Raw genomic sequence first — 25,787 nt, 5'->3', positions numbered from 1 at the left:
CGAGGGCTTTAGAAACCCTTGCCGCCGCGCAGTTCGGACACAACGGTTCCGACCATGATGCGGATATCGAACCAAACGGAAAACTTGTCGATATAATGCAGGTCGCAGGCAATGCGGGCACGTGCCTTGCCGGGGCGGTCTGTCGGACCACGCAGGCCGCGCATCTGGGCAAGACCCGTCATGCCGGGCTTTACCATGTGGCGGCGATGATAATCCGGCACCAGATCCTCGTAAGGGATGCCGGCGGCCAGCATGCCGATGGCGTGGCAGCGCGGGCCGACCAGCGACATGTCGCCCTTCAGCACGTTCAGAAGCTGCGGCAGTTCGTCGATATTGGTCTTGCGCAGGATGGCGCCCAGCTTGGTGATGCGCGGATCGTTCTTGATCGTCTGAGCGACACCGGTCGCATCACCGAGGTCGGTGCGCATCGAGCGGAACTTGTAAACCCTGATCTTGCTGCAATCCTTGCCCCAGCGGGTCTGCCGGAAAAGCACCGGTCCCTTGCTGTCGAGCTTGATCAGAACGGCAACCGCCAATAGCAGAGGTGCCAGGGCGATAAGGGCCATCAGCGAGACGGAAATATCGACCGCACGTTTGGCGGCGAGATGTGCCCGCGAATGGCTGACCTTCCGCATCACCGCGGCTGTGCCATAGTCCTCGATATTGAAAGAAAATGGCTTGGGCTGCTCATCCGCCACCCGAATTGCGTCTATCTGGCGTCCCGATCCCGTCACGTCATCCACCCGCATCTGTTCCACACTCAGTCGCATTTGCCAGCGCCATTGGCCGCGCCAGGAATTTGCCGATCCTCAATGCGCATCCTCAATGAAGGGTTAACGCGACAGCAGGACGACCAGAGATGGTACATGTTGCAGTGCAAGAGCTTTTCAAGGCTTAATGAGCAAAAGTCATATTTTGTTTGAAAGGGCGGCCAATGGAATGCCAGCGACCGCCCTCTCAAGCCATTGTCAAAGCTTGAGAATATACTCCGCCAGACGGCCGGCTGCCTCGCGAACCTGAACGGGATCACGCAGGAAGCAGGCGCGCAGGAAGGGAGCACCGCCCGGACCGAAGGCCGTGCCCGGCGCCAGACCGACCAGCGTCTTGTCGACGATATCGAAGGCCGCGGCACGGCTGTCGGTGATACCATCGACCTTGAGGAAGGCGTAGAGGGCACCATCGGGTTTACGGGTTTCCACACGATTGGTGGAAATCAGCGTGTCGCAGAGGATGTCGCGCGAGATTGTGGCGCGCTCGATGTTCTGGCGCACGAAATCGTCGCCCTTGTCGAGCGCCACGACGGCGCCGCGCTGCATGAACTGCGCAAGACCGGAGCTGGAATACTGGATGAGATTGCCGATAACATCGCCCATTTCCGGCGGCGCGACGATCCAGCCGACGCGCCAGCCGGTCATCGACCAGTTTTTCGAAAACGAGTTGGCGAACAGGATGCGGTCGCCCTCTTCCATCACGTCGAGGAAAGATGGCGCGCGGCCGCCCGCATAATAATAGAGCGCGTAAATCTCGTCGGCGATGATCCACAGACCATGCTTGCGCGCCAGCGTCAGGATATCGGCGAGATCCTGCTTCGTTGCCACCCAGCCAGTCGGGTTGGACGGGGTATTGATGAACAGTGCCTTGGTGCGCGGCGTGATCAGCGCTTCCAGCTTGTTCATGTCGACCTTGAAGCCGCCATCGACGAAATCGAGCGGCAGGCCGATCGGGGTTGCGCCACCGATGCCGACGGCGGAGACGATGTTCGGCCAGCTCGGCGTCAGATAGATCAGCTCGTCGCCGGGCGCGGTGACCGCCTGCACACAGAGCGTGATCGCATGCATGCCGGAACTGGTGACGGAAAAATTGTCGATCGGCAGCGAGACCTGAAAATGACGCTGGTAGAAATCCGACAGGGCCTGACGCATTTCCGGAATGCCGCGCTGCCAGGTATAGAAGGTTTCGCCCGCCATCAGGGCGTCGCTGGCCGCCTTGTTGATGAAATCGGGGCTTGGCAGATCGCCCTCGCCCGCCCAGAGCGGAATCAGGCCATCGCGACCGCGGGCGTAGTTCATGACTTCGACGATACCGCTCGGCGGGGCTGAGGCGATACGGCTGCTGAGGCTTTCAAGAATGGACATGCGGCATGAGTTCTCCGTTTGGAGGTTTCATAACGCAGATAAGCCGACGAATCCCATGAGAATTCGTCGGCTTTCTATTGATTTATGTGAAGCGTTGCCGATCAGCGCGTCTTCAACAGATCGCGGATTTCCGACAGAAGCTGGATATCGGCCGGTGGCGGCGCGGGGGCGGCCTCGACCGGCTTCTTTTCTTCCGCTGCACGCAGCTTGTTCACACCCTTCACCATCAGGAAGATGATCCAGGCGAGGATGAGGAAGTTGATGATGACGGTGAGGAACTTGCCATAGGCAAAAACCGCGCCCTGTTCCTTGGCGGCATCCAGCGTCGTGGCGGTGACGGCTGAATTCAGCGGGAAGAAGTAGTTGGAGAAATCGATACCGCCGACAACGACACTGACGACCGGCATGACGATGTCGTTGACGAGCGAGCTGACGATGCCTGTGAAGGCGCCGCCGATGATGATGCCGACCGCGAGATCGACGACGTTGCCCTTGGCGATGAAGGAGCGAAATTCGCTGACGAAAGACATGGTTACCCTCTCTGTATGTCCCACCCTGAAACGCAACATAGCGCATTCTAAAATACTGAAAAGGCCGGTTTTGAGTAATCGCGCCGGATCCGGCCATCTTCAACTTTTTGACGAGAAGCCGCTGATTTTCAAGCGCCGGCTTTTGTCCTAGACTTCTTTCCGGAGGACGACCGGTCTGCCCGGTCGCGGAGGAAAGATGCTTCCAGGCTGGGCCATTTTCCTGTCGGCGTGTGCCTATATTCTGCTGCTGTTCGCGATCGCCACCTATGGCGACCGGCGCAGCGCACGCGTCGGCGTGAGCCGCAACGGAAGGCCGCTCGTCTATGCCCTGAGCCTTGCCGTCTACTGCACGTCATGGACCTATTTTGGTGGCGTTGGCCTTGCTGCCGGCCACGGACTGGAATTTGCCGGCATCTATATCGGCCCGATCATCGCCTTTACCATCGGCCTGCCGATCATCCGCCGCATCATCGAGATCGCCAAGGCGGAACGTCTGGTATCGGTGGCCGACTTCGTGGCTGCCCGCTACGGCAAGAACCAGACGGTGGCGCTGATCGTCGCCGTCATCTCGCTGGTCGGCGTCATTCCCTATATCGCGCTGCAGCTTCGCGCCGTTTCCAGCTCGGTTGCCGCCATGCTCGATCCGTCGGGCTTTGGTGGAGACAGCATGGCGCCCGGCATCATTGATCTGGCGCTGATCGTGACGCTGATGATGGCCTGTTTCGCGGTGATGTTCGGCACCCGCCACACCGACGCCACCGAACATCAGGACGGCTTGATCCTTGCAATCGGGGCGGAATCCCTGGTCAAGCTGGTGGCATTTTTCACCGCCGGCATCGCCGTGCTGTTTTTCCTGTTCGATGGCCCGACCGACCTTTTTCAGCAGGCGGCAAACCATTCGCTGGTCTCCGCCTCGATGGATTACCGCACGCCGACAAGCCGGTGGGTGGTGCTGATCGTGCTGTCGGTGTTTGCGATCATTCTCCTGCCGCGCCAGTTCCATGTGACGGTGGTCGAGAACCGCACGATGCGGGAATTGCGCATGGCCGGCTGGCTGCTGCCGCTTTACCTGATCGCCATCAACCTGTTCGTGCTGCCGGTTGCGGCTGCCGGCCTGATCCTGCTCGGCGGCAGTGGCGATTCCGATCTTTATCTCCTGCTTCTGCCGCTGACCCAGCATATGCCGGCCGTCACGCTGATCGTCTTCATCGGCGGGTTTTCGGCCGCCACCGCCATGGTCATCGTCGAATCCGTGGCGCTGTCGATCATGGTATCGAACGACATCGTCATGCCGGTGTTTCTGCGCCGCCGCCTGATCGGCTCCGATGACCAGCGCGCCGATTTTTCGCCGATGTTGCTCAGCATCCGCCGCATGGCGATCTTTGCCGTGCTGATGCTCGGTTACGTCTATTATCGCATGTCCGACGGCCAGTACGGCCTTGCCTCGATCGGCCTTCTGTCGTTTGCCGCGATCGCGCAGATGGCGCCTTCCGTGCTCGGCGGGTTGTGGTGGCACCGGGCCAATGCGCGCGGCGCCATTGCCGGCATGCTGATCGGTTTCCTGACCTGGGCCTATCTTCTGTTCGTGCCAAGCCTCGGCGGGCCGGACAACGCCCATGTCGCCTCTGCCGTGCTGAACTTCCTTCTGCCCGGCACCGGGCTTTTCTCTGGCGCGCGCGCCGATCCTCTCGTCAATGCGGTCACACTCAGCCTGTTGCTCAATCTCACCGCCTTCGTCCTCGGTTCTTTGTCGCGCAATCCGCGGCCGCTGGAGCGGGTGCAGGCCGGCGTATTCGTGCGCCGTCAGCCGCGGTCGCAACTGGTCAGCCGCGGCTGGAAAACGGCCGTGACCATCGGCACGCTGAAGACAACGATCGGCCGCTATCTCGGCGAGGAGCGCATGCGCCGCTCCTTTGCCAGCCATGAACGCACGACCGGGCGCAAGCTTTCCGATGCTGATGCCGCCGACATGTCGGTCATCCATTTTTCCGAACAGCTGCTCGGCAGCGCCATCGGCTCTGCCTCCGCTCGTCTCGTGCTGTCGCTGGTTCTGCAGAAGGCCGAGGATGCCGGACCGGATACGGCATGGCTGCTCGATCAGGCCAGCGAGGCGCTGCAGCACAATCAGGACATGCTGCAGACCGCCCTTTCGAAAATGGATCAGGGAATTGCCGTATTCGACAGTGTCGGCCGGCTGACGGTGTGGAACCGGCGTTTCCGCACCCTGCTCGATCTGCCGGAAGAGGTGGGACAGGTCGGTTATCCGCTGTCCGATCTCGTCTCCATTCTCGTTGCCCGAGGCGATCTCGATGCGGCCGGCAGAACGGCGCTGGTTGCGCGCTTCAAGACACTCGACATTCCCTTTTCGCTGGCACTCGGCAAACGAAAACGCATTCTCGAAGTCCGCTCCAATGCCATGCCGGACAACGGGTTCGTTGCCACCTTTACCGACATTACCGACCGCGTATCCGCCGCCCGCGCGCTGCAGGAGGCAAACGAGACGCTGGAACTGCGCGTCAGTGAACGCACCGCCGAACTGATGCAGGTGAATGGCGAACTGGCGGCCGCCCGCGCCAGCGCAGACGATGCCAATCTGGGAAAAACCCGGTTTTTCGCCGCCGCCGGCCACGACATTCTCCAGCCACTGAATGCCGCGCGGCTATACTCCTCGGCGCTGGTCGGGCGGCTTGGGCAATCGGAAAACAGCGAACTGGTGAGCAATATCGATTCCGCACTGGAATCGGTCGAGGCCATTCTCGGTGCCGTGCTGGACATGTCGCGGCTCGATACCGGCGCGATGAAACCGCAGATCGCCCCGGTGGCGCTGGGCGATCTTCTGCACCGGATCGAGACCGACTTTGCGCCGCTGGCACGTGAAAAAAACCTCACCTTCAAGGTCATGCCCACGTCTCTCGCCGTCCGCTCGGATGCCAACCTGTTGCGGCGGCTGGTGCAGAATCTTGTCTCCAACGCCATCAAATACACCGTGTCCGGCAAGGTTCTGGTGGGCGTGCGCCGACGTGGCGAAGAGGTGGTGATCGAGGTGGCCGACAGCGGTATCGGCATTCCGAAGGCCAGTTTCGAGGCGATCTTCGAAGAATTCACCCGGCTCGATGAAGGGGCCCGCACGGCCAGCGGGCTTGGGCTGGGCCTTTCCATCGTCGACCGTATTTCGCGTGTGCTTGCCCATCCGGTCGAAATTGTTTCCGCGCCGGGTCGCGGCACGATCTTTCGTGTGAAATTACCGAGGGCGGAAGCCGGCAAGGTGGCAGCGCCCCTGCCCTTGGCCGTTTCACCGCACTCGCTTAACGGCGTCACCGTTTTGTGCATCGACAACGATCCGCGCATTCTGGCCGGCATGGCGATCCTGATTTCCGGCTGGGGCTGCACCGTTCTGCAAGCCAGTTCGAAAGCGGAAGCGGAGGCCCTTGCCGAGGGTTTCCACAGCGATGCCGTCACACCCGTTCCCGATCTCGTGATCGCCGATTATCACCTTGACGACGGAACCGGGATTGCGGCAATTCTCGGGCTGAGGGGTCGATTCGAAATCGACATTCCGGCCCTGATCATTACCGCCGACCGCAGCCAGGAGGTTCGCGCCGAGACAAAAAAATACGGCCTGGGATTGCAGAACAAGCCCGTCAAACCGGCGGCGCTGAGAGCATATATCGCCCAGATCGCAAGTCATCGCCGCGCCGCGGCCGAGTAGGTTCCCATTCCGGCACACACATTTCCTTGATCACTTCTTGATCGCGTGCGGGTTGTAAAAATGATCCGACCTCGGAACCGCACGCCTTTTTGCCGCGTTTAGGCGCGTATCTTCCACCGGCCCGCAGAGGCACCAAGGCATCGATCGCGCCCGCGTTCGGCACCTGAAAGACGGAGAACGCGACCGATGAAACGCTTTGAGATTATTGATGGATTGCGGGGATACTTCCTCGTTTTCATGCTGATCAACCACCTGGTTTTTGCCGGCGGCTACTGGCTGGTCAAAATCAACCACAACCAGCTCGCGTTCGTTGAGGACGCACAGGGGTTCGTTTTCCTGTCCGGCCTGCTGATCGGCATGGTCTATGTGCGCAAGATGGCCAAGAACGGTTATGAGGCCGGACGCGCCGCGATCTATTCGCGTGCCTTCGAGCTTTACCGTTATGCCATGGGTATCGTGCTGGTTGCACTGGCTGCCCAGATGGTTCTGCCGGGCGCCTATTATATATGGTACAACTGGCTGGGTTACACGACCTTCGACGACCCGATGCGTCTGGCGGCGATTGCGACCTTCTTCTTCCAGCCGACCTTCATGGACATCCTGCCGCAATATATCGTCTACATGATCTTTGCGCCGATGCTGGTGAAGCTCGTGATCGACGGCAAATGGGCCTATGTGATGATCGGTTCGCTGATCGTCTGGATGGCCGGCCAGATCGGCGTACAGAAGCTGATCACCGACCCGATCAATTCGTTCCTGATGCGTCCGGACGATCAGGGCATGCGCACTTCGTTCAACCTGTTCGGCTGGCAGATCGTGTTCTATTCGGCTCTGGTGCTCGGCGCGCTGACCTCGCTCAACCGTATTCCGTGGGGCAAGATCTTCTCGCCGGAAAACTCGTTCATTCCGCTGGCCGCCGTTTCCGTCTGCCTGTTCTTCCTGCCCCTGCGCATCATGACCGCTTATGGCCTGATGCCGCCGGAGCTGGCTGCCAAGTTCGCGACACTGGAAATCCGTACCGACTTCAGCGTGGTCTATCTGCTGAACTTCATGGCAGCCGCCTCGCTGATGACGTGGATGCTGATTGCCGGCCCGAAACATCCGGCCGTCTGGGTTCGCAAGATCGCCAATGCACTGGTCTGGGTGTTCTCGATCCGCTTTCTGCATCTGCTCGGTCGCCATTCGCTCTACGTTTACGTCTGGCACGTCGCCATCGTTTACGCCGTCTATTATTTCGACGGTCGTTCGCCGGAACTGTCGCAGTTCACCAAGGCGATGATCGCCGTGGTCGGCGTGGCCCTTCTGGCGATCCCTGCGCTGTGGCGCGAACGCGACAAGTTCTTTGGCACAGCCGAAGACAATGTACCGGCGCCGCGTGGCCCCAATGGCCAGGTCGCCGCACCTGCCACGGCCAGCGTGAAGGCCGGCCCCAAGGCCAGCGTGCCGGTAACCCGTCCGCGCACCGCCTGACCGGCACGATTTCGAAACTGCAAGGGCGGCTTGGCAACAAGCCGCCCTTTCTCGTTTCCCCACCGGGTGACGAAGGCGGGTGCTTGCGATAGAGGTTGATCATCTCTCTTCCCCGCGACCGGAGTTTTCATGTTACGCGGCATCGCAGCCCTTCTTCTTTTCCAGCTTCTTGGCGAAAGCCTTGTTTTCCTGACCCGACTGCCCGTTCCCGGCCCGGTGGTCGGCATCGTGCTGCTGTTTGCCGCGCTGCAGGCCGGCCGACGCTTCGGCCATAGCGGATATCCGCGCATCGAAGCGGTCGCCGATAGCATGCTTGCCAATCTCGGCCTGATGTTCGTGCCGGCCGGCGTTGGCGTGGTGGCCTTGTGGGGGCTGGTCGAGAGCCAGGCGGCGGCGATCATCGCGGTTCTGGTCCTGTCGGCGGTCTTCACGCTGGCCATTACCGTGTGGACCTTCATCGGTGTGCGACGACTGATGGCCCGAGCCGGAGAAAAACGATGAGAAGCCCGATCGAACTCTGGGTCTACCTGTCGACCTCGCCGCTGATCTGGCTGACGCTGACTGTGTGCACATGGATTGCCGCCACCGAAATTTCGCAGAGGCTGCGGCGGAACCCGTTGGCCAATCCGGTGCTGATCTCGGTCATCTTCCTATCGCTGGTGATGACGGCGTTCGGCATTCCTTTCGAGACCTTCTTTGCCGGCGCGCAGTTCGTGCATTTCCTGCTCGGCCCGGCGACGGTGGCGATTGCCGTGCCGCTGTACCGGAACTGGGAGAATGTGAAAAAGCTGCTTCTGCCGATCGCCGCCGCCCTTGTCGTCGGCTCGCTGGCGGCGGTGGCTTCGGTCGTCGTGCTCGGACAGGCTTTCGGGCTGTCGCAAGAGGTAATGATCTCCTTCCTGCCGAAATCCGCCACCGCCGGCGTTGCCATGGCGATTTCGTCCGAGATGGGCGGCAACGCCTCGCTGACGGCGGTTCTGGTGATCCTCACCGGCATTATCGGCGCGGTGATCGTCACACCGTTCATGAACCTGATGCGCATTCAAGACTACGCCGCGCGTGGTTTTGCGGCGGGCCTCACCTCGCACGGCATCGGCACCGCCCGCGCTTATGAGGTGAATGCCACGGCCGGACTGTTTGCCGGCATCGCCATGGCGCTCAATGCGGTGGCGACCTCGGTGGTGGTGCCGCTGGCCACGTCGCTTCTGATGCACTGAAGCGGCGCGCCCGCCACTTGGCGACGGTGCTTGCGGCGTTATCTACGGTTTCATCGCGAAGCCAGGAGCAGGTCCATGACCAAACCGCACCCTTCCAAGACGCATATCGGCAATCACGCGCTTCACCCCGAAACGCAAATGCTGAACTACGGTTACGACCCCGAATTGTCCGAGGGCGCGGTAAAACCGCCAGTCTTCCTTACCTCCACCTTCGTGTTCAAATCGGCGGAAGAAGGCCGTGACTTCTTCGATTATGTGTCCGGCCGCAAGGAGCCGCCGGAAGGCACCGGCGCGGGCCTTGTCTATTCGCGCTTCAATCATCCCAATAGCGAGATCGTCGAGGACCGGTTGGCGGTTTACGAGCGCGCGGAAAGCGGTGTGCTGTTTTCCTCCGGCATGTCGGCGATTGCCACGGTGCTGCTGGCCTTCGTCAAACCGGGCGACAGCATTTTGCATTCGCAGCCGCTTTATGGCGGCACCGAAACGCTGCTGGCGAAAAAATTTGCCGAGCTGGATGTTGCCGCCGTGGGCTTTTCCGATGGTGTCGACGAAGCCTCCGTCAACGCCGCCGCCCAAGCGGCGATGTCAAAAGGCCGCGTATCGGTGATCCTGATCGAGACGCCGGCCAACCCGACCAACAGCTTGGTGGACATAGGCCTGATGCGGCACGTCGCCGACGAAATCGGCAAGGCGCAAGGCCACACGCCGATCGTCGTCTGCGACAACACGCTGCTCGGCCCTGTCTTCCAGCGGCCGATCGAGCATGGTGCGGACATTTCCGTCTATTCGCTGACAAAGTATGTCGGCGGCCATTCGGATCTGATTGCCGGTGCAGCACTCGGATCGAAAGCGGTGATGAAACCGGTGAAGGCTCTGCGCGGCGCGATCGGCACGCAGCTCGATCCACATTCCTGCTGGATGCTGGGGCGGTCCCTGGAAACACTGTCGATCCGCATGGAAAAGGCCAATACCAATGCCAAGGCGGTCGCCGACTTTCTGAAAAGCCACCCCGCCGTCGAGAGTATTCATTACCTGCCCTATCACGACCCGCAATCGCCGACCGGAAAGGTGTTTGCCCGCCAGTGCAGCGGTGCGGGTTCGACCTTTTCCTTCGATATCAAAGGCGGGCAGCCGGCCTCCTTCCGCTTCCTCAATGCGTTGTCGATCTTCAAGCTGGCGGTCAGCCTTGGTGGCACGGAATCGCTTGCCAGCCATCCGGCCACGATGACGCATTCCGGCGTGCCAGTGGAGGTGCGCCAGAGGATCGGCGTTCTGGAGAGCACGATCCGGCTTTCGATCGGCATCGAACATCCCGACGACCTGATCGCCGACCTGACAGTCGCTCTCGACCAGAGTTGAACCGGGGCCTGGACGAGGCGTGCCCGGCGCGCCGGGCAGCCCTGCATGGCAACACTTTGACATTTGCCGTTGAAAACAGTAGAGACGCGCCCATGTTCGGCTGCGAGCCTTGCAGCCAGGGCGCCCCGGAAACGTGGGCGCATTAAATCCGAAAGACAGTAATTCATGACCGCAATTGACGGCGCGATCCCGCCGATCGCCAAGGCGTTGGAAAAACGTGGCTACTCGACGCTTACCCCGGTTCAGCTGGCGATGCTCGATCCGGCCCTCATCACGTCCGACGCGCTGGTTTCGGCGCAGACCGGTTCCGGCAAGACGGTTGCCTTCGGCATCGCCATGGCGCCGACGCTTCTCGGTGACGCCGAGCAGTTCGGCCGCGCCGGCGTGCCGCTGGCACTGGTGATCGCGCCGACCCGCGAACTGGCCCTGCAGGTGAAGCGCGAGCTGGACTGGCTGTACGCCGAAGCCGGCGCCGTCATCACCTCCTGCGTCGGTGGCATGGACATCCGCTCCGAGCGCCGGGCGCTGGAACGTGGCGCCCATATCGTCGTCGGCACGCCGGGCCGTATATGCGACCATATCCGCCGCAACGCGCTCGACATGTCGGAACTGCGCGTCGCCGTGCTGGACGAGGCCGACGAAATGCTCGACCTCGGTTTCCGTGAGGATCTCGAATATATTCTCGAGCAGGCCCCGGATGATCGCCGCACCCTGATGTTCTCAGCCACCGTGCCGGCCGCCATTGCCAAGCTTGCCAAGAGCTACCAGCGCAATGCCGTGCGCATTGCCACGGCCGCCGAGCAGAAGCAGCATGTGGACATCGAGCAGCGCGCGCTTCTCGTTTCCGCGCAGGACCGCGAAAACGCCATCGTCAACGTGCTGCGCTACTACGAAGCGCCGAATGCGATCGTGTTCTGCTCGACCCGCGCTGCCGTCAACCATCTGACCGCACGCCTTTCCAACCGCAATTTCTCCGTCGTGGCGCTTTCCGGCGAACTGACGCAGAACGAGCGCACCCATGCGCTGCAGGCCATGCGTGACGGCCGTGCCCGCGTTTGCGTGGCCACCGACGTTGCAGCCCGCGGTATCGACCTTCCCGGCCTTGAGCTGGTTATCCATGCCGACCTGCCGACCAATTCGGAAACGCTTCTGCATCGTTCGGGCCGCACGGGTCGTGCCGGTTCCAAGGGCATCAGCGCGCTGATCATTCCGGTAAACCAGCGCCGCAAGGCCGAACGCCTTCTGTTCGGTGCCAAGATCGAGCCGACCTGGGCCAACCCGCCGTCTGCCGACGCCGTTATCGAACGTGACGAGGAGCGGCTGTTCGCCAATCCGATCTTCACCGAAGTGACGAAGGACGAGGACGAACTGGCGCTGATCGCCAAGCTGACCGAGCGTTTCGACGCCGAAAAGCTGGCAGCCGCCTTCGTCTCGATGTATCGCGGCAAAAATTCCGCGCCGGAAGAAATTTTTGAAGTATCGCTGGATGGCGCGCGCAAGCCGCGTGAAGGCCAGACCGGCGACGCCGCTTCCCGTCCGCTGACGCCGCGTGGCGACTTTGGCCCGGCCGTCTGGTTCTCGCTCTCCGTCGGCCGCAAGCAACGCGCCGAACCGCGCTGGCTGATCCCGACCATCTGCAAGAGCGGTGATCTGACCAAGAACCAGATCGGCGCCATCAAGATGCAGGCCGACGAGACTTTTGTCGAAATCTCCGCCGACCACGCCGAAAGGTTCCTCGCCAAGCTGGGCAAGGACCGCCTGATGGAGCGCGGCATCCGCGTGACCAAGCTGGACGGCGCACCCGACTTTTCCAAGTTTTCGCGCGGCACCGACGACGAAGGCTTTACCCAGCGTGATGGCCCGCGCATGGACAAGCCGTGGAAAGAAAAGAAGTTCAATGACGGCCCGCGTGGCGACAAGCCTTTCAAGGCCAAGCCTTACGGCGACAAGCCGGCCAGAGACGGCGACGGCCCGCGCAAGGACTGGAAGCCCAAGGGTGCCGGCAATGACGCTCCGCGTTCCGAGGGCTACAAGTCCGAAGGTTACAAGGGCGACAAGGTGAAATCCGACCGCCCCGGCGACGACAAGCCCTGGAAGAAAAAATCCAACGACGCGCCTGCCGGTGAAGCAAAACCCTTTGCCAAGAAGGGCAAACCGGACTTCGCAAAACCTGCGGGAGCCAAGCCGTTTGCCAAGGCTGGACCGAAGGGCGGCGCCGGCGGCAAGTTCGGGAAATCCGACAAGCGCGGTTGATCCTTCGATTTCACGATGACCAGAAAGGCCGGGCGACCGGCCTTTTTTTGTTGTCTGGATGCGGAGGACTTCCGGCAGGCGACCGGACAATTTGAGATCCGCAATAAACATCTTATTTAGATGATCATAATATACAAATGCGATGGGCACAGCTGAGACCCAAAACCCTCGCATCGGTGTGTTATGTCGAAATCGCTTTTTCCAAAACTGCCGCTTCGTATCCGTATCGTCATTGCGGCGACCGCATTCTTCATGGCTGTGGCCGCCATACTGGCAGTGCTGATCGCCATTTCGGTACGCGACATGACGAATACGGCGACCTCTATCGATGATGCACGCGCAAGACATGCGGCGACGGCAGCCATATCCGCATTGCAGGAACACCTGAGCGCCACCGCACGCGACAACACCGTGTGGGACGATGGTTACGAACACATAACATCGCCCGAAGCAAAGGAGTTTTCCGATACGACCTGGGGCAGGAGCACCAAGGATAATCCGCTGTTCGATGCGTCGATCGTCGTGACACCGGAGCAGACCATTCTGAGCAGCTACAAGAAGGGCGAGGAATTCGACCCCACCGACTTCTTTGGTTCTTCGCTGGCCGATCTCATCAGCCATGCGAAAACCTCCGGCCGTGTGCCGGTCGTCAGTTTCGCCCGAAGCGTCGACGGATTGGCGCTCATGGCGGCAGGTGCGATACAGCCCTATGACCAGACGGTCGCCTCCGGCACATCCTTTCATACGCTCGTGCTGGTCCGGTTACTGTCGACGGACACGCTCGACGAGATCGAGCACACCTTTGACCTCGACGATCTGAGCGTCAGCGTTACACCCGAGCCGCACATGCTGTCGGTTCCGCTGAACGACGCCGACGGCAACACACTGACCTATCTGCAATGGGAAAGCCGCGATCCCGGCGCGATGATCTATAACCGCGTCTCCGGTTATCTTCTCGCAGCGGCGCTGGTTCTTGTCGCCTTTCTCGTCGCGGTTCTGGTCACCGGCATCCTCTCGGTACGCATGCTGCAACGCTCCACCGACCGCGCCCGCCACCGTGCCACCCATGATGTGCTGAGCGGGCTTTTGAACCGTGCCGGCATTCTCGAACAGCTGGACAAGGCGATCGCCACCGACAAGGCTGGCCTGACGCTGCACCTGATCGACCTCGACGGGTTCAAGGGCGTCAACGATGCCTGGGGCCATGCCGTTGGCGACGAGCTGATCAAGCTGGTGGCGGCACGGGTGCAATCCTATCTTCCCGCCAACGCGCTGTTCGCGCGCCTCGGCGGCGACGAATTTGCCGTGGCGACGCCGCTCGACACAACACCGGATCTTGCCCAGACAATCGTCGAATGTGTGGCCGAGCCTTTCATGATCGGCGGGCGCACGATCGAGATCGGCGCCAGCATCGGCACGGTGATTTCCGAGAACGATGTGCCTGATGCGCTGGAACTGCTCAGGCGCGCCGACATGGCGCTTTATACCGCCAAGGAGAGCGGCCGCGGCAAGGCGGTGACCTTTACCGCCGCGCTCGACAATGACCGGCATATGGCCGCCGAACTGGAAGACAGGCTGCGCAAGGCGCTGGAGCGGGGCGAGGTGCAAGTTTCCTACCAGCCGCTGTTCGATGCCAAGGCCGGCCGGGTGGTGGGTGTGGAGGCGCTGGCGCAATGGATGCCGATGACCGGCCGCGTCAGCCCGGAAGTGTTCATCCCGATCGCCGAGCGCTCGGGGCTGATCGACCAGCTGGGCATGCAGGTTCTCAAAGCCGCGATCGACCAGGCGCGCCAATGGAAAACGCTGGCACTTTCGGTAAATGTGTCGCCGATCCAGCTGCGCAACCCGAATTTTCCGGCCGATGTCATCCGCCTGCTGGAGGCGACGGGGTTCGACCCGCACCGGCTGACGCTGGAAATCACCGAAGGCGTGCTGATGTCCAATCCCGACCAGGCGCGCCGCGCCATCGAGATGCTGCGCAATGTCGGCGTGAAATTCGCGCTGGACGATTTCGGCTGCGGATATGCCAGCATCGGCGCCCTGCGCACGTTTGGTTTCGACCGGATGAAGATCGACCGCTCGCTGGTGAGCGGGCTGGACAACCGCGAGGGATCGGAAGTGCTGACCGCGACGATTTCGCTGGCGCATGCGCTCAACATTCCGGTGACGGCAGAAGGCGTGGAAACACAGGAACAGGCAACCGCGCTGAAACTTTCGGGCTGCGACCAGCTGCAGGGATTTTTGCTGGGCCGGCCGATGAGCGGCGCGGATATCACGGCGCTGGTGAGGGTGAGCGCGGCTTGAGGGTTGGCCTACCGAAGGACCGAGGGCGCTCTTGCGGCCTGTATCAGTGTCGCGACAAGGAGGACAAACACCAGAAGCGGCAGCACGAGCAAAAGCAGAATGAAACCGACAACGATGATGAGAGGGTTTTCCATCGACAGAATGGTTGCGTTGGATGCCTCATAGGCAAACATCATGTTGCGCCCGCATGGAACAAGCAATGCAAGCAGCGCCGCCAGAAGCCACAGCGCATCACCGTCATACTGCGCGACATAAACCAGGATACAACAAGCGCTCGCGATACCCAGCAGGATGAATGCAGCTTGCTGCAGGTAGGCGTTGCGCGGCCGGCTTGGCCTCAGAAAATTCTTTATCCACATGACGTTGCTCCCGAAGACCATCTCCCCGGCAAGCCATGGGCGCAGGACGTTTCAACATCCCGGCACACTATATTCGGAAGCCGGCCGTAGCCAGCTTCCGCTTTGTTTTGTCCTCAACCGGGGCAGCTTTACGCCGCCTCCCCCACTTTCCCATAGGGATCGAAGCGTCCGTAAAACGTCTCGCCCTTCGCTGCCATGTCCTTCAAGAGCGGCGTCGGGGCAAAGTGGTCGCCGTACTGAGCTGCCAGTTTTTCCGCCAGTGCCACGAACGTCTTGACGCCCATGCCGTCGATATAGCTCAGCGTGCCGCCCGTATAAGGCGCGAAACCGAAACCGAGGATGGAGCCGACATCGGCTTCGCGGGGATCGGTGACAATGCCTTCTTCCACCGTGCGGGCCGCTTCCAGTGCGATCGTCACGAGGAGACGCTGCTTCAGAAGGTTGACATCCACTTCGCTGGCCGGCTTCTGCGGATAAAGATCTTTCAGGCCGGGCCAGAGCGATTTCTTGGCCGGTTTTGGCGGGTAATCGTAAAAACCCTGGCCATTCTTGCGGCCGCGACGGTCGAGATCGTTCACCAGCTTGTCGATCAGCGCCATGTGGCCCGGCTTGACCGAGCTTTCGCCCAGATCGGCAATCGAGGCCTTCATGATCTTCTGGCTGAGATCGACGGCGACTTCGTCGTTCAAGGAGAGCGGGCCGACCGGCATGCCGGCCATTTTTGCCGCGTTTTCGATCATCGCTGCCGGCACGCCCTCGGCCAGCATGTCATAGGCCTCGTTGATATAGCGGAAGACGCAGCGGTTGACGAAGAAACCGCGCGTATCGTTGACGACAATCGGCGTCTTCTTGATTTTTGCGACGAAATCCAGCGCCGTGGCCAGTGCCTTGTCGCCGGTCTTCTCTCCCAGGATGACTTCGGTGAGCATCATCTTTTCGACCGGCGAGAAGAAATGCACGCCGACGAACTGGTCTGGGCGTTTCGAGTTTTGCGCAAGCCCCGAGATCGGCAGGGTGGAGGTGTTGGAGGCAAAGATCGTGGTGGCCGGGATAACGGCCTCGACCTGTTCGATCACCGCCTTCTTCACGGCGCGATCCTCGAACACCGCTTCGATGACCAGGTCGGCATCCGAGAGCGTGGAATAATCCGGCGTCGAGGTGACGAGCGAGAGCAGCTTTTCGCCCTCTTCCTTGGTGAGGCGGCCCTTGGACACGCTTTCCGCCACCAGCTTTTCCGAAACGGCCTTGCCCTTGTCGGCTGCTTCCTGATCCCGGTCGATCAGCACGACGGGGATGCCGGCGGCGGCCGTGACGTAAGCGATCGAGGCGCCCATGAAGCCGGCGCCGACGACGCCGATTTTCTTGAACTCGCTTTTCGGAACGCCAGCCGGACGGCGCGCGCCTTTTCCCAGTTCCTGCATGGAGATGAACAGCGAGCGGATCATCGAGAAGGCTTCGGTGGTGCCGAGAACCTGCGTGAAATAGCGCTGTTCGACCTTCAGCGCCGTATCGAACGGGAGCTGCAGGCCTTCATAGACGCATTTCAAAATGGCGAGCGCGCCCGGATAATTGCCGGCCGTCTCACGGCGCAGGATGGCCGGGGCGGCCGGCCAGAGCTGGGCGGCTTGAGGCGTCCACACACCGCCGCCGGGGGCCTTGAAACCTTTTTCATCCCAGGGGGCGATGGGTTTGAGGCCGTCCTTGATCATCTGTTTGGCCGCCGTGACCAGTTGCTCCGGTTCGACCACCTGATGCACAAGGCCCATGGCCTTTGCGCGCTGCGGGGTGAGCGACTGGCCGGTGGTCATCATCTGCAGGGCGGACTGGGCATCGGTGAGGCGCGACACACGCTGGGTGCCGCCGGCACCCGGAAAGATGCCGACTTTGACCTCGGGAAGCGCCAGCTTGACCGACTTGCCATTGGCGGCAACGCGGCCGTGGCAGGCGAGCGACAGTTCGAACGCGCCGCCCATGCAGGTACCGTTGATGGCCGACACCCAAGGCTTGCCGTTGGTCTCGATGGCGCGAAACAGCCAGGTCATGCGGCCGGCAACTTCGAACAGCTTTTGTTTGGCGGTGGCCGGATCTTTTGCCGTGGCCTCCTGCAGCATGGAGAACATGCCGCGGATCATGGTGAGATCGGCCCCGCCGGAGAAGGAGGATTTGCCGCTGGTGAAAACCACGCCCTTGATGGCGGCGTCTTCCACCGTCTGTTTCAGGAGGGCATCGAGTTCGTCCATCACCTCGACGGTGAAGACGTTCATGCTCTTGCCGGGCATGTCCCAGGTGATGACCGCGATGCCGTCTGCGTCGGTTTCGATGGTGAAGTTGGTGTAGGTGCTCATCGTGGGATTTCCTCTTCCCTGAAATCTTCTGTCTTCGCGTGGGGCCTCCCCCCTCACCCGCCTCCGCTTCGCTCGGCGACCTCTCCCCGAGGGGAGAGGAGGAATGGCAACCTCGCGGCCCGCTCCCTTATCTTCTCCCCAACGGGGAGAAGGTGCCCGAAGGGCGGATGAGGGGGCTTCCCTCAAACCCGCTCGATGACCGTCGCCGTGCCCATGCCGGCGCCGATGCAGAGCGTAACCAGTGCGGTGTTCAGATCGCGGCGTTCCAGTTCATCCAGAACGGTGCCGAGAATCATAGCGCCGGTGGCGCCGAGCGGGTGGCCCATGGCGATGGCACCGCCGTTGACGTTCATGATGTCGTGGGAAATGTCGAAAGCCTGCATATAACGCAGCACGACGGCGGCAAAAGCTTCGTTGAGTTCGAACAGGTCGATATCTGCAATCGACATACCGGTGCGGGCCAAGAGTTTTTCCGTGACATCGACCGGGCCGGTCAGCATCAGCGCCGGGTCCGAACCGATATTGGCGAAGGCGCGGATGCGGGCACGCGGTTTGATGCCCAGAGACTGGCCACCCGCCTTGGAGCCGATCAGCACGGCGGCAGCACCATCGACGATGCCGGACGAATTGCCGGCGTGGTGGACGTAGTTGATCTTTTCGATCTCCGGATGCGCCTGAATGCCGACGGCTTCGAAACCACCCATTTCACCCGGCATCTGGAACGAAGCGTTGAGCGAGGCCAGTGCCTGCATGTCCGTGGTCGGACGCATGTGCTCGTCACGGTCGAGGATGATCAGGCCGTTCTGGTCCTTAACCGGGATGACAGAGTTCTTGAAGTAACCGGCGTCCCAGGCCTTGCCGGCGCGCTTCTGGCTTTCGACGGCATAGGCATCGACGTCATCGCGCGAAAAACCGTATTTCGTGGCGATCAGATCGGCAGACACGCCCTGCGGCATGAAATAGGACGGGAAATTGACCGAGGGGTCCATGTACCAGGCACCGCCGGACATGCCCATGCCGACACGCGACATGCTTTCGACGCCGCCGGCGATGACGATGTCATCCGAGCCTGCTGCGATTTTTCCGGCGCCAAAGTTGATGGCATCGAGGCCGGAGGCGCAGAAGCGGGAGATCTGCATGCCCGGAGCTTTGGTCGAATAACCGGCCTCGAAGGCAGCCGCCTTGGGGATGACGGCGCCTGAGTCCATCACCGGATCGACGCAGCCCATGATGATGTCATCGACGGTTTCGGTGTTGAGGCCGTTGCGGTCGCGGATGGCTTCCAGCGTCTTTGCCGCGAGGCGGACGGAGGGAACCTCGTGCAGTGATCCATCCTTCTTGCCGCGACCGCGCGGCGTGCGCACGTGGTCGTAAATGAAGACTTCGGTCATGGTGTCATCTCCCTGAGTGGCAACTCGGTTGCCTTGGAATCTCTTTTATATCTTCTCCCCTCGGGGAGAAGGTGGCCCGAAGGGTCGGATGAGGGGTACGGCAGGTTCGACGTTTCCGCCGTGTTCCCTTCGTCGCCCCCCTCATCTGTCCTTCGGACATCTTCTCCCCGAGGGGAGAAGAGAATTCTCAATCAAAACGCCTCTGCCGCCAGTTCCATCACGCTATCGGCCCCCGCCTCTATGCGCACCTTGCGCAGCGCGGTTTCGGGCATGATCTTTTCCATGTAGAAACGCGCCGTGACCAGCTTGTTCTTCAGATAGTCTTCGCGCGCATCGCCCGCTGCAAGCTTTTCCTGCGCGGCCTTGGCGATCTTTGCCCACATGTAGCCGAGCGTGACGAGGCCGAAGAGGTGCATGTAATCGGTCGAGCCGGCACCGGCATTGTCGGGTTTTGCCATGGCGTTCTGCATGAACCACATGGTTGAGGCCTGTACGTCGTTCAGACCCTTCTTGAGGTGTTTCGTGTAGAAGGCCAGATTTTCATCAGCACGGTTTTCCTCGCAGAAATCGCCGATTTCCTTGAACATCGCCATCACCGCGCGGCCGCCGTTGAGCGCCAGTTTTCGTCCCACAAGATCCAGCGCCTGAATGCCGTTGGCACCTTCATAGATCATGGCGATACGGGCATCGCGGACATACTGGCTCATGCCATGTTCCTCGATATAGCCGTGACCGCCAAACACCTGCTGGGCCATTACAGCGTGATCAAACCCCTTGTCGGTCAACACGCCTTTGAGGATCGGCGTGGCGAGGCCGAGCAGGTCGTCGGCGTTCTGGCGTTCCTTTTCATCCGGCGAGCGGTGGGCGATGTCGGATTTCAGCGCGGTCCAAAGGAGGAAGGCGCGGCCGGCTTCGTTGAAGGCCTTGATGGTCATCAGTGAACGGCGAATATCCGGATGGACGATGATCGGATCGGCCTTTTTGTCCGGTGCCTTGGCGCCCGAGAGCGAGCGGCCTTGGATGCGTTCATTTGCATAGGCGACGGCGTTCTGATAGGCGGTCTCGGCGATCGACAGCCCCTGCAGGCCGACGCCGAGGCGGGCCTCGTTCATCATCACGAACATGGCCGACAGGCCCTTGTTTTCCGCGCCGATGAGATAACCGGTCGCCTCGTCATAGTTCATGACGCAGGTGGAATTGCCGTGGATGCCCATCTTTTCTTCGAGCGCACCGCAAGAAACGCCGTTTCTATCACCGAGCGAACTGTCGTCCTTCACCATGAATTTCGGCACGATGAACAGCGAAATGCCTTTTGTACCTTCGGGCGCGCCTTCGATGCGGGCAAGAACAAGGTGGATGATGTTGTCGGTCATGCCGTGTTCGCCGGCGGAGATGAAGATTTTCTGGCCGGAAATCTTGTAGGAACCGTCGCCCTGCGGCACGGCCTTGGTGCGCAACAGGCCGAGATCGGTGCCGCAATGGGGTTCCGTCAGGTTCATGGTGCCGGACCATGTGCCGCCGACCATATGGGGCAGATAGGTGGCTTTCTGTTCGTCCGAACCATGGACGAGAATGGCGGCGATGGCGCCCTGTGTGAGGCCCGGATACATCATCAGCGACATGTTGGCCGACGACATGTATTCGCCGACGGCGGCGTGCAGCGTGTAGGGCAGCCCCTGCCCGCCAAACTCTTCCGGCACGGCCAGACCGATCCAGCCGCCCTGACAATACTGGTCGTAAGCTCCTTTAAAACCTTTCGGCACTGTGACCGAGCCATCATCCTTACGGGTGCAGCCTTCCTGATCGCCGGAAAGATTGAGCGGGAACAGAGCCTCCTCCGCCACCTTGGCCGCCTCGCCCAGAATCGCCTCGATCATGTCGGGCGTTGCATCGGCAAAGCCGGGCAGATTGCCGAAACGTTCGAGACCGAGCACGTCGTTCAGCACGAACAGCGTATCTTCAACGGGGGCCTTGTAGACGGGCATGCGCAAACTCCTCCTCTGCGCGCCGGCTGCAACACCGGCAAACTCCACCGCTAAAATATTGACGTTTGCGTAAACGTCAATGGCGTTTTGAAGCAGTTTTTGGAGATTTGAACGACAGCTGCAGTGGCACGCAGGACGGAGCAGCAGGTGCAAGCGAATGCGCTCCGTGAGTGATTGCGCGGCGAAAACAAAAGAGCAGAGCTCGCAAAAGCTTTCGCCTGCATGTCAGATCCAGCCGCTTCCAACAGCAAAAGTTAAAAAACCTTACCCCGGTTAACCGGGCGTTTACCACGTTTGGTGGATTGTGCGCTCTGAACTAGTCGTGGCGCACCTCATTCTTTTGTCTCGCGTTGTCTTATGAGGAGCCGCAACCACTCAAGGTTGAGGAAAGTCCTGTCCGGCATTCTCATGGGGTGGTGTCCGGTGATTTCTCCGCAAGGGGTGTCGTCGGAGAATACCAATCAGCGGATCGTCACCCGATCCGCGCTGTCGAAGCGAGCGAGACCATGAACGGATCACGACCCACGCCATCCCGTCGCGGCGAGACGTCCTCCCTGGACGCGCTCAACCGTACGATCGAGGGGCTGGAAGCACGGATCGAAGGGCTGATGCATTCATCTGCCCGCGAGCGTCAGACCAGTGAACGTCAGACCACTGAACGTCAGCCCGGCGACGGCCGCGAACAGAACCGTTATGCGGAGCAGCAGGTCCAGCAGCCGACAACGCAGAGAGCAGCGCCGCAACAGGCAGCCGCTTCCGCCGTCAATCCGCTTGAAGAAATCCGTCGCCGCCAGCGCGCGCTCGATGCCGCCCGCCACCCACAGCGCGACATCCGCCCGCCGGAAGCCTATGCCGAGCCGGCGCTGCGTGCACCGATCACACCCCGCCGCCCTATCGCGCCACCGGCAGCACCGATTGCAGACAACCGGCCGCCACGCGCCGAAAGCCGGGCGCTGCCGCCTCTGGCTTCGGCCCGCCCGGCGCTGCCGGCCAGTGCCCGCATTGCCGCACCCGCCGGCACGCCGGCTGGTCTGCCGGATGCGATCATGAACGATATCGCCGAAGCGCTGGTCACGCTGCGGCAGGATCTGAAGCAGGACATTTCGCAGGGCGTTGCCCGCGAGATGGACGGCCTGCGCTCGGAAATCCGCTCGATCCGGGCGATTGCCGAGGATCGCCATTTTGCCGACGACATGCGCAACGACCTTGCGCGGCTGGCCGACAGTATCGGAAATCTTGGCCATCGCGGCGCACCGGAAACGGAAGACCTGCGGCTGGAATTCGAAGGCCTGCGCACCGTCATGCAGGGGCTTGCCCGCGAGGACTCCATGCAGCGCATGGAAACCCAGTTTCAGGGGCTGGAAGAGCGCGTGCTCGATGCCGACCCCGGCGCGCTGCGCGAGGAACTGGTGTCGCTTGCCTACCGGATCGACGACATCAAGGGACAGCTGGGTGCCTTTGGTGACAATGGCGCCATTCTGGCACTGGAAGACAAGCTGCTGACGCTGGCCGCTGCCGTGGAACAGCTTGGCAACCGCATGGTGCCGCATAACGATCCGATGATCGTCGAGCAGTTTTCGGTGCTCGACAAGCGTCTGGACGAGATCAGCCGGGCGCTGGCGGCAAGCAGCCGCGCCTCTGCCGATGCCGCGCTGGAACATGGCATGATCGGGCGGCTGGAAAGCCGGCTGGAAGGCCTTTCCGACCAGATTGACGCCATGCATCGCGACACGCTGCAATCGGCACTGCCCGCCGCAAACGCCCTTGATGACGAAATGGGCGTGCGCATCGACGCGCTGGCCCGCAAGATCGACGATTTTTCCCGCGAACAGGGTGCGATGCGTCTGGACGAACGTCTGGAAGATCTCGCCATCCTGATGGAACGCGTGCAGCAGCCGGCGCAACCCGCCGAGCTGACTGGCTATCTTTCCGACATTTCCCGCAAGATCGATGCGCTGGAACAGGGTTCCGTCAACGACGCGCTGGCCGAGCGACTGGACCATATTTCGCGACGCATCGAAGAAATCGAGATCACGCAGCCGGCAGCGCCGCTCGATAACGCCATGTTCGGCCGCCTTGAAGGGCGCCTGAGCGATATCGCTGCGCGCCTGGACGATGCCGCCGCGGCTCCTGCCGGCGACAATGATGCGCTGCGCAATCTCGAAGACCAGATCGCCAACCTTTCGCGCCTGATCAGCGAACCGAAGACGGCCGGCGAATTCGAACTGCCTGCGGCTTTCGAAGAGCGCATGTCGGCCATCGAAGGGTATATGGCGACCAGCGACGAATACGTGATCGAGGCAGCCCGTCAGGCAGCCGAGGCCGTGGTCGAAGCCTATGCCCGCAACGGTACGGCGACAGGTGGCGCTGCACCGGACATGGGCGCGCTAACGGCGCTTGCCGAAGACCTGCGCCATCTGGAAGACCTGACGCGCGGTTCGGAAGAACGCACGCACCAGACATTCGAAATGCTGCACCGGACGCTGGTCAGCATTGCAGACCGGCTGGACACGATGGAAGGCAGCCTTTCCCGGCAGGGGAGTTTTGAGCCGTCCCGCCCTGCTCCGGCCCCTTCGCCTGCACCGACCAGAACCTCCATGCAGGCTGCACCTGCCATGCAGGCCGCACCCGTCATGCCGAAGGCGACGGTGCCGATGTTTGCCGGTGGTGAAGACCTGCACAGCTCGGTTGCCATGCCGGCAGACGAGCGCCTGGACGAACGCGCGCTGTTTGCCGACGATCTGGAAAGCGGTCTGCTGGAGAACGGCGAGGCTGCCGACGACCACGAAAATGCGCAGCGCACCGCCGACAAGGAAAGCCGCGCGATCGCTGCGGCCAAGAAATCCCCCAGCAGCCTTCTTGGCGGCATGAAGCGCTTTCTATCCGGTCACAGGGAAGCCGAACCGAAGGCGACCGATCGCACCGTGGTGGAGCCGACGCCTTCGATCGACCCTGTCGACATGTTGCTACCCGAACAGCAGAACGTGCCGCTGGAGCCGGGCTCGGGCATGCCCGACGTGAAGAAGATTCTCGAGCGCGTGCGGGCCAGCCAGGCCGGCATCAGCGCCAACCCGGCATCGTCCGACGAGAGCGTCGATTACATTGCGGCTGCGCGACGCGCGGCCAAGGCTGCGGCGCTGGAAACCGATCCGACGCTCGGCATTTCCGCCGGCAATCGCGGCAAGGCCAAGGCCGGCAAGAGCAAACCCGTCAAGACAGACCGCACTGTCGCGTTGAAAGCGCAGGGCAGCAGCGGTGGCGGCCTTTCCGGCGCATTTGCCAAACATCGCAAGCCGATCCTGCTGGCTGTCGGTGCTGTGCTTCTGGCGCTGATGGCAATGCCGCTGATCAACACTTTGACGCGTGGTGATGACGCACCGCCGCCGGAAGTGGGCATGCTTGAACAGACCGAACCCGCAGCGGAAACCGGCCTGCCCGCCAACGAAACCATAGAACCCGCGCAGAATTCCGCAGATGCAGCACCGATGGCGGCTCCGTCCGCCGATGGCGCAGAAGCCTCGGCCCCGGTGCCGGAAGTGGCCCAATCGACGTTGCCGCCAACCGGTGCCGCGCCTGAACAATCCGTCGGCGAGGCAATTGCCCGGTCCGAAGCGCAGGTCGAGGCACCGGCATCTGCCGCCCCTCAGGCTGCGATCGAAGTGCCAGCGACAATGGGACCGAAATCGCTGGCAGACGCAGCCGCCGCCGGTGATGCGCAGGCGCTGTTCGAAATCGGTGCCCGTTATCAGGATGGCCGTGGCGTTGCCGCGAACCTTCCGGAAGCCGCGCGCTGGTATGAGATGTCAGCCGCGCGTGGCCTTGCACCGGCGCAATATCGCGTTGCCAACCTTTACGAGAAAGGCACCGGCGTCGAACGCGATTTCACCAAGGCGATGAGCTATTACGAGCAGGCGGCCAATGCCGGCAATGCCAGCGCCATGCACAATCTCGCGGTGCTTTACGCATCGGGTGCGGCCGGTACGCCGGATTACGCCAAGGCTGTGAGCTGGTTCGAAAAGGCAGCCGATCTCGGTGTCTCCGACAGCCAGTTCAACCTTGCAATCCTTTATGCCCGCGGCAATGGCGTGCCCCAGAACCTCGACGCCTCCTACAAGTGGTTTGCGGTTGCAGCCCGCGGCAGTGATCAGGATGCCGCCCAGAAGCGCGACGAAGTGGGCAGCGCCATGCGTCCGGAACAGCTGAATGCCGCGAAGGCGCAGGCCGATGGCTGGCAGGTCAAGCCGGTCGATCCCAACGCCAACAGCGTCAACCTGCCGGACGAATGGGTCGGCAGGGGTGAAAAGACCGCTTCGGTCGACATGGAAAAGGCGATCCGCAACATCCAGGCCATTCTCAACAAGAATGGTTTCGATGCGGGCGCACCGGACGGCAAGATGGGCGCCAAAACCGTCACCGCCATCCGCTCGTTCCAGAAGGCCAATGGCATGGAGCCGGACGGCAAGGTGAACGAGGCACTGGTGCGCAAGCTTCTGGCCACCAACCAGGGCTGATCGGAAAACGACATCGGACGGCGCGCGACCGAAAGGTTTGCGCGCTTTTCTGTATTATGAGCACGGCGTAGGCGTGAATTGGTGATCGGAAATTCGCCGCATTAATCCAAGCTTATGGATTGACCTGTCTAATGGGCGGGCGCATGACAATCGAGCCCGGCCCCGTCACCCCGACGTTGGCCGGCATTGTTTTTTCATCGCCGCAACGGGCGGTTACCC

15 protein-coding genes are annotated in these 25,787 nt (G+C 61.6%); 8 read left to right on the top strand and 7 right to left on the bottom strand.

Annotation, left to right across the window (positions count from 1 at the left end):
- Positions 1-8: 8 nt before the first annotated feature.
- The 3 genes from AAIH70_RS18915 to mscL all read right to left on the bottom strand — a co-directional run bounded on the left by AAIH70_RS18915 (position 9) and on the right by mscL (position 2,665).
- Positions 9-635: a sugar transferase gene (locus tag AAIH70_RS18915; protein ID WP_132276861.1), complete on the bottom strand. Its 627-nt coding sequence runs from the start codon at positions 633-635 to the stop codon at positions 9-11.
- Positions 636-968: 333 nt separating this feature from the next.
- The gene (locus AAIH70_RS18910) at positions 969-2,135 is read right to left on the bottom strand and encodes a pyridoxal phosphate-dependent aminotransferase (protein WP_132276723.1); all 1,167 of its coding nucleotides are present in this window, start codon (positions 2,133-2,135) and stop codon (positions 969-971) included.
- A 101-nt stretch (positions 2,136-2,236) separates the two neighbouring features.
- Positions 2,237-2,665: a large conductance mechanosensitive channel protein MscL gene (gene mscL, locus AAIH70_RS18905; RefSeq protein WP_132276721.1), complete on the bottom strand. Its 429-nt coding sequence runs from the start codon at positions 2,663-2,665 to the stop codon at positions 2,237-2,239.
- 196 nt (positions 2,666-2,861) lie between these two features.
- Between mscL and AAIH70_RS18900 the strand changes: the two genes are divergently transcribed.
- The 7 genes from AAIH70_RS18900 (at position 2,862) to AAIH70_RS18870 (ending at position 14,977) form a co-directional block, all read left to right on the top strand.
- On the top strand, positions 2,862-6,374 hold the full coding sequence (locus tag AAIH70_RS18900) for a hybrid sensor histidine kinase/response regulator (RefSeq protein WP_132276719.1): 3,513 nt from the start codon (positions 2,862-2,864) through the stop codon (positions 6,372-6,374).
- A 186-nt stretch (positions 6,375-6,560) separates the two neighbouring features.
- The gene (locus tag AAIH70_RS18895; RefSeq protein WP_430035121.1) at positions 6,561-7,844 is read left to right on the top strand and encodes an OpgC family protein; all 1,284 of its coding nucleotides are present in this window, start codon (positions 6,561-6,563) and stop codon (positions 7,842-7,844) included.
- A 129-nt stretch (positions 7,845-7,973) separates the two neighbouring features.
- Complete coding sequence (locus AAIH70_RS18890; RefSeq protein WP_132276715.1) at positions 7,974-8,345, top strand: CidA/LrgA family protein; 372 nt, start codon at positions 7,974-7,976, stop codon at positions 8,343-8,345.
- The gene (locus AAIH70_RS18885; protein WP_132276713.1) at positions 8,342-9,061 is read left to right on the top strand and encodes an LrgB family protein; all 720 of its coding nucleotides are present in this window, start codon (positions 8,342-8,344) and stop codon (positions 9,059-9,061) included. The genes AAIH70_RS18890 and AAIH70_RS18885 overlap by 4 nt, the downstream gene beginning before the upstream one ends.
- A 75-nt stretch (positions 9,062-9,136) precedes the next feature.
- A complete protein-coding gene (locus tag AAIH70_RS18880) occupies positions 9,137-10,420 on the top strand; it encodes a cystathionine gamma-synthase family protein (protein WP_132276711.1) in 1,284 nt (427 codons plus the stop codon).
- Between the two features lie 165 nt (positions 10,421-10,585).
- Positions 10,586-12,673 carry a DEAD/DEAH box helicase gene (locus AAIH70_RS18875; RefSeq protein ID WP_132276709.1) on the top strand — a complete coding sequence of 696 codons (2,088 nt, stop codon included), beginning with the start codon at positions 10,586-10,588 and terminating at the stop codon, positions 12,671-12,673.
- A 183-nt stretch (positions 12,674-12,856) separates the two neighbouring features.
- Positions 12,857-14,977: a bifunctional diguanylate cyclase/phosphodiesterase gene (locus tag AAIH70_RS18870; protein ID WP_430035117.1), complete on the top strand. Its 2,121-nt coding sequence runs from the start codon at positions 12,857-12,859 to the stop codon at positions 14,975-14,977.
- 8 nt (positions 14,978-14,985) lie between these two features.
- On the opposite strand, the gene AAIH70_RS18865 is transcribed toward AAIH70_RS18870, so the two are convergent.
- From AAIH70_RS18865 to AAIH70_RS18850, 4 genes are all read right to left on the bottom strand, one after another.
- The gene (locus AAIH70_RS18865; protein ID WP_132276705.1) at positions 14,986-15,336 is read right to left on the bottom strand and encodes a hypothetical protein; all 351 of its coding nucleotides are present in this window, start codon (positions 15,334-15,336) and stop codon (positions 14,986-14,988) included.
- A 128-nt stretch (positions 15,337-15,464) separates the two neighbouring features.
- Positions 15,465-17,681, bottom strand: a complete 2,217-nt coding sequence (locus AAIH70_RS18860) for a 3-hydroxyacyl-CoA dehydrogenase NAD-binding domain-containing protein (RefSeq protein WP_430035115.1) — start codon at positions 17,679-17,681, stop codon at positions 15,465-15,467.
- A gap of 182 nt (positions 17,682-17,863) precedes the next feature.
- Positions 17,864-19,072 carry an acetyl-CoA C-acetyltransferase gene (locus AAIH70_RS18855; protein WP_132276701.1) on the bottom strand — a complete coding sequence of 403 codons (1,209 nt, stop codon included), beginning with the start codon at positions 19,070-19,072 and terminating at the stop codon, positions 17,864-17,866.
- Positions 19,073-19,263: 191 nt separating this feature from the next.
- Positions 19,264-21,057, bottom strand: a complete 1,794-nt coding sequence (locus AAIH70_RS18850) for an acyl-CoA dehydrogenase C-terminal domain-containing protein (RefSeq protein WP_132276699.1) — start codon at positions 21,055-21,057, stop codon at positions 19,264-19,266.
- 506 nt (positions 21,058-21,563) lie between these two features.
- Between AAIH70_RS18850 and AAIH70_RS18845 the strand changes: the two genes are divergently transcribed.
- A complete protein-coding gene (locus tag AAIH70_RS18845) occupies positions 21,564-25,568 on the top strand; it encodes a peptidoglycan-binding protein (RefSeq protein WP_430035113.1) in 4,005 nt (1,334 codons plus the stop codon).
- Positions 25,569-25,787 lie beyond the last annotated feature (219 nt).

The organism is Neorhizobium sp. BT27B, from assembly GCF_050455485.1.
In the GTDB taxonomy this organism is placed as follows: domain Bacteria; phylum Pseudomonadota; class Alphaproteobacteria; order Rhizobiales; family Rhizobiaceae; genus Neorhizobium.
This window is presented reverse-complemented; position numbering and strand designations above follow the sequence as displayed.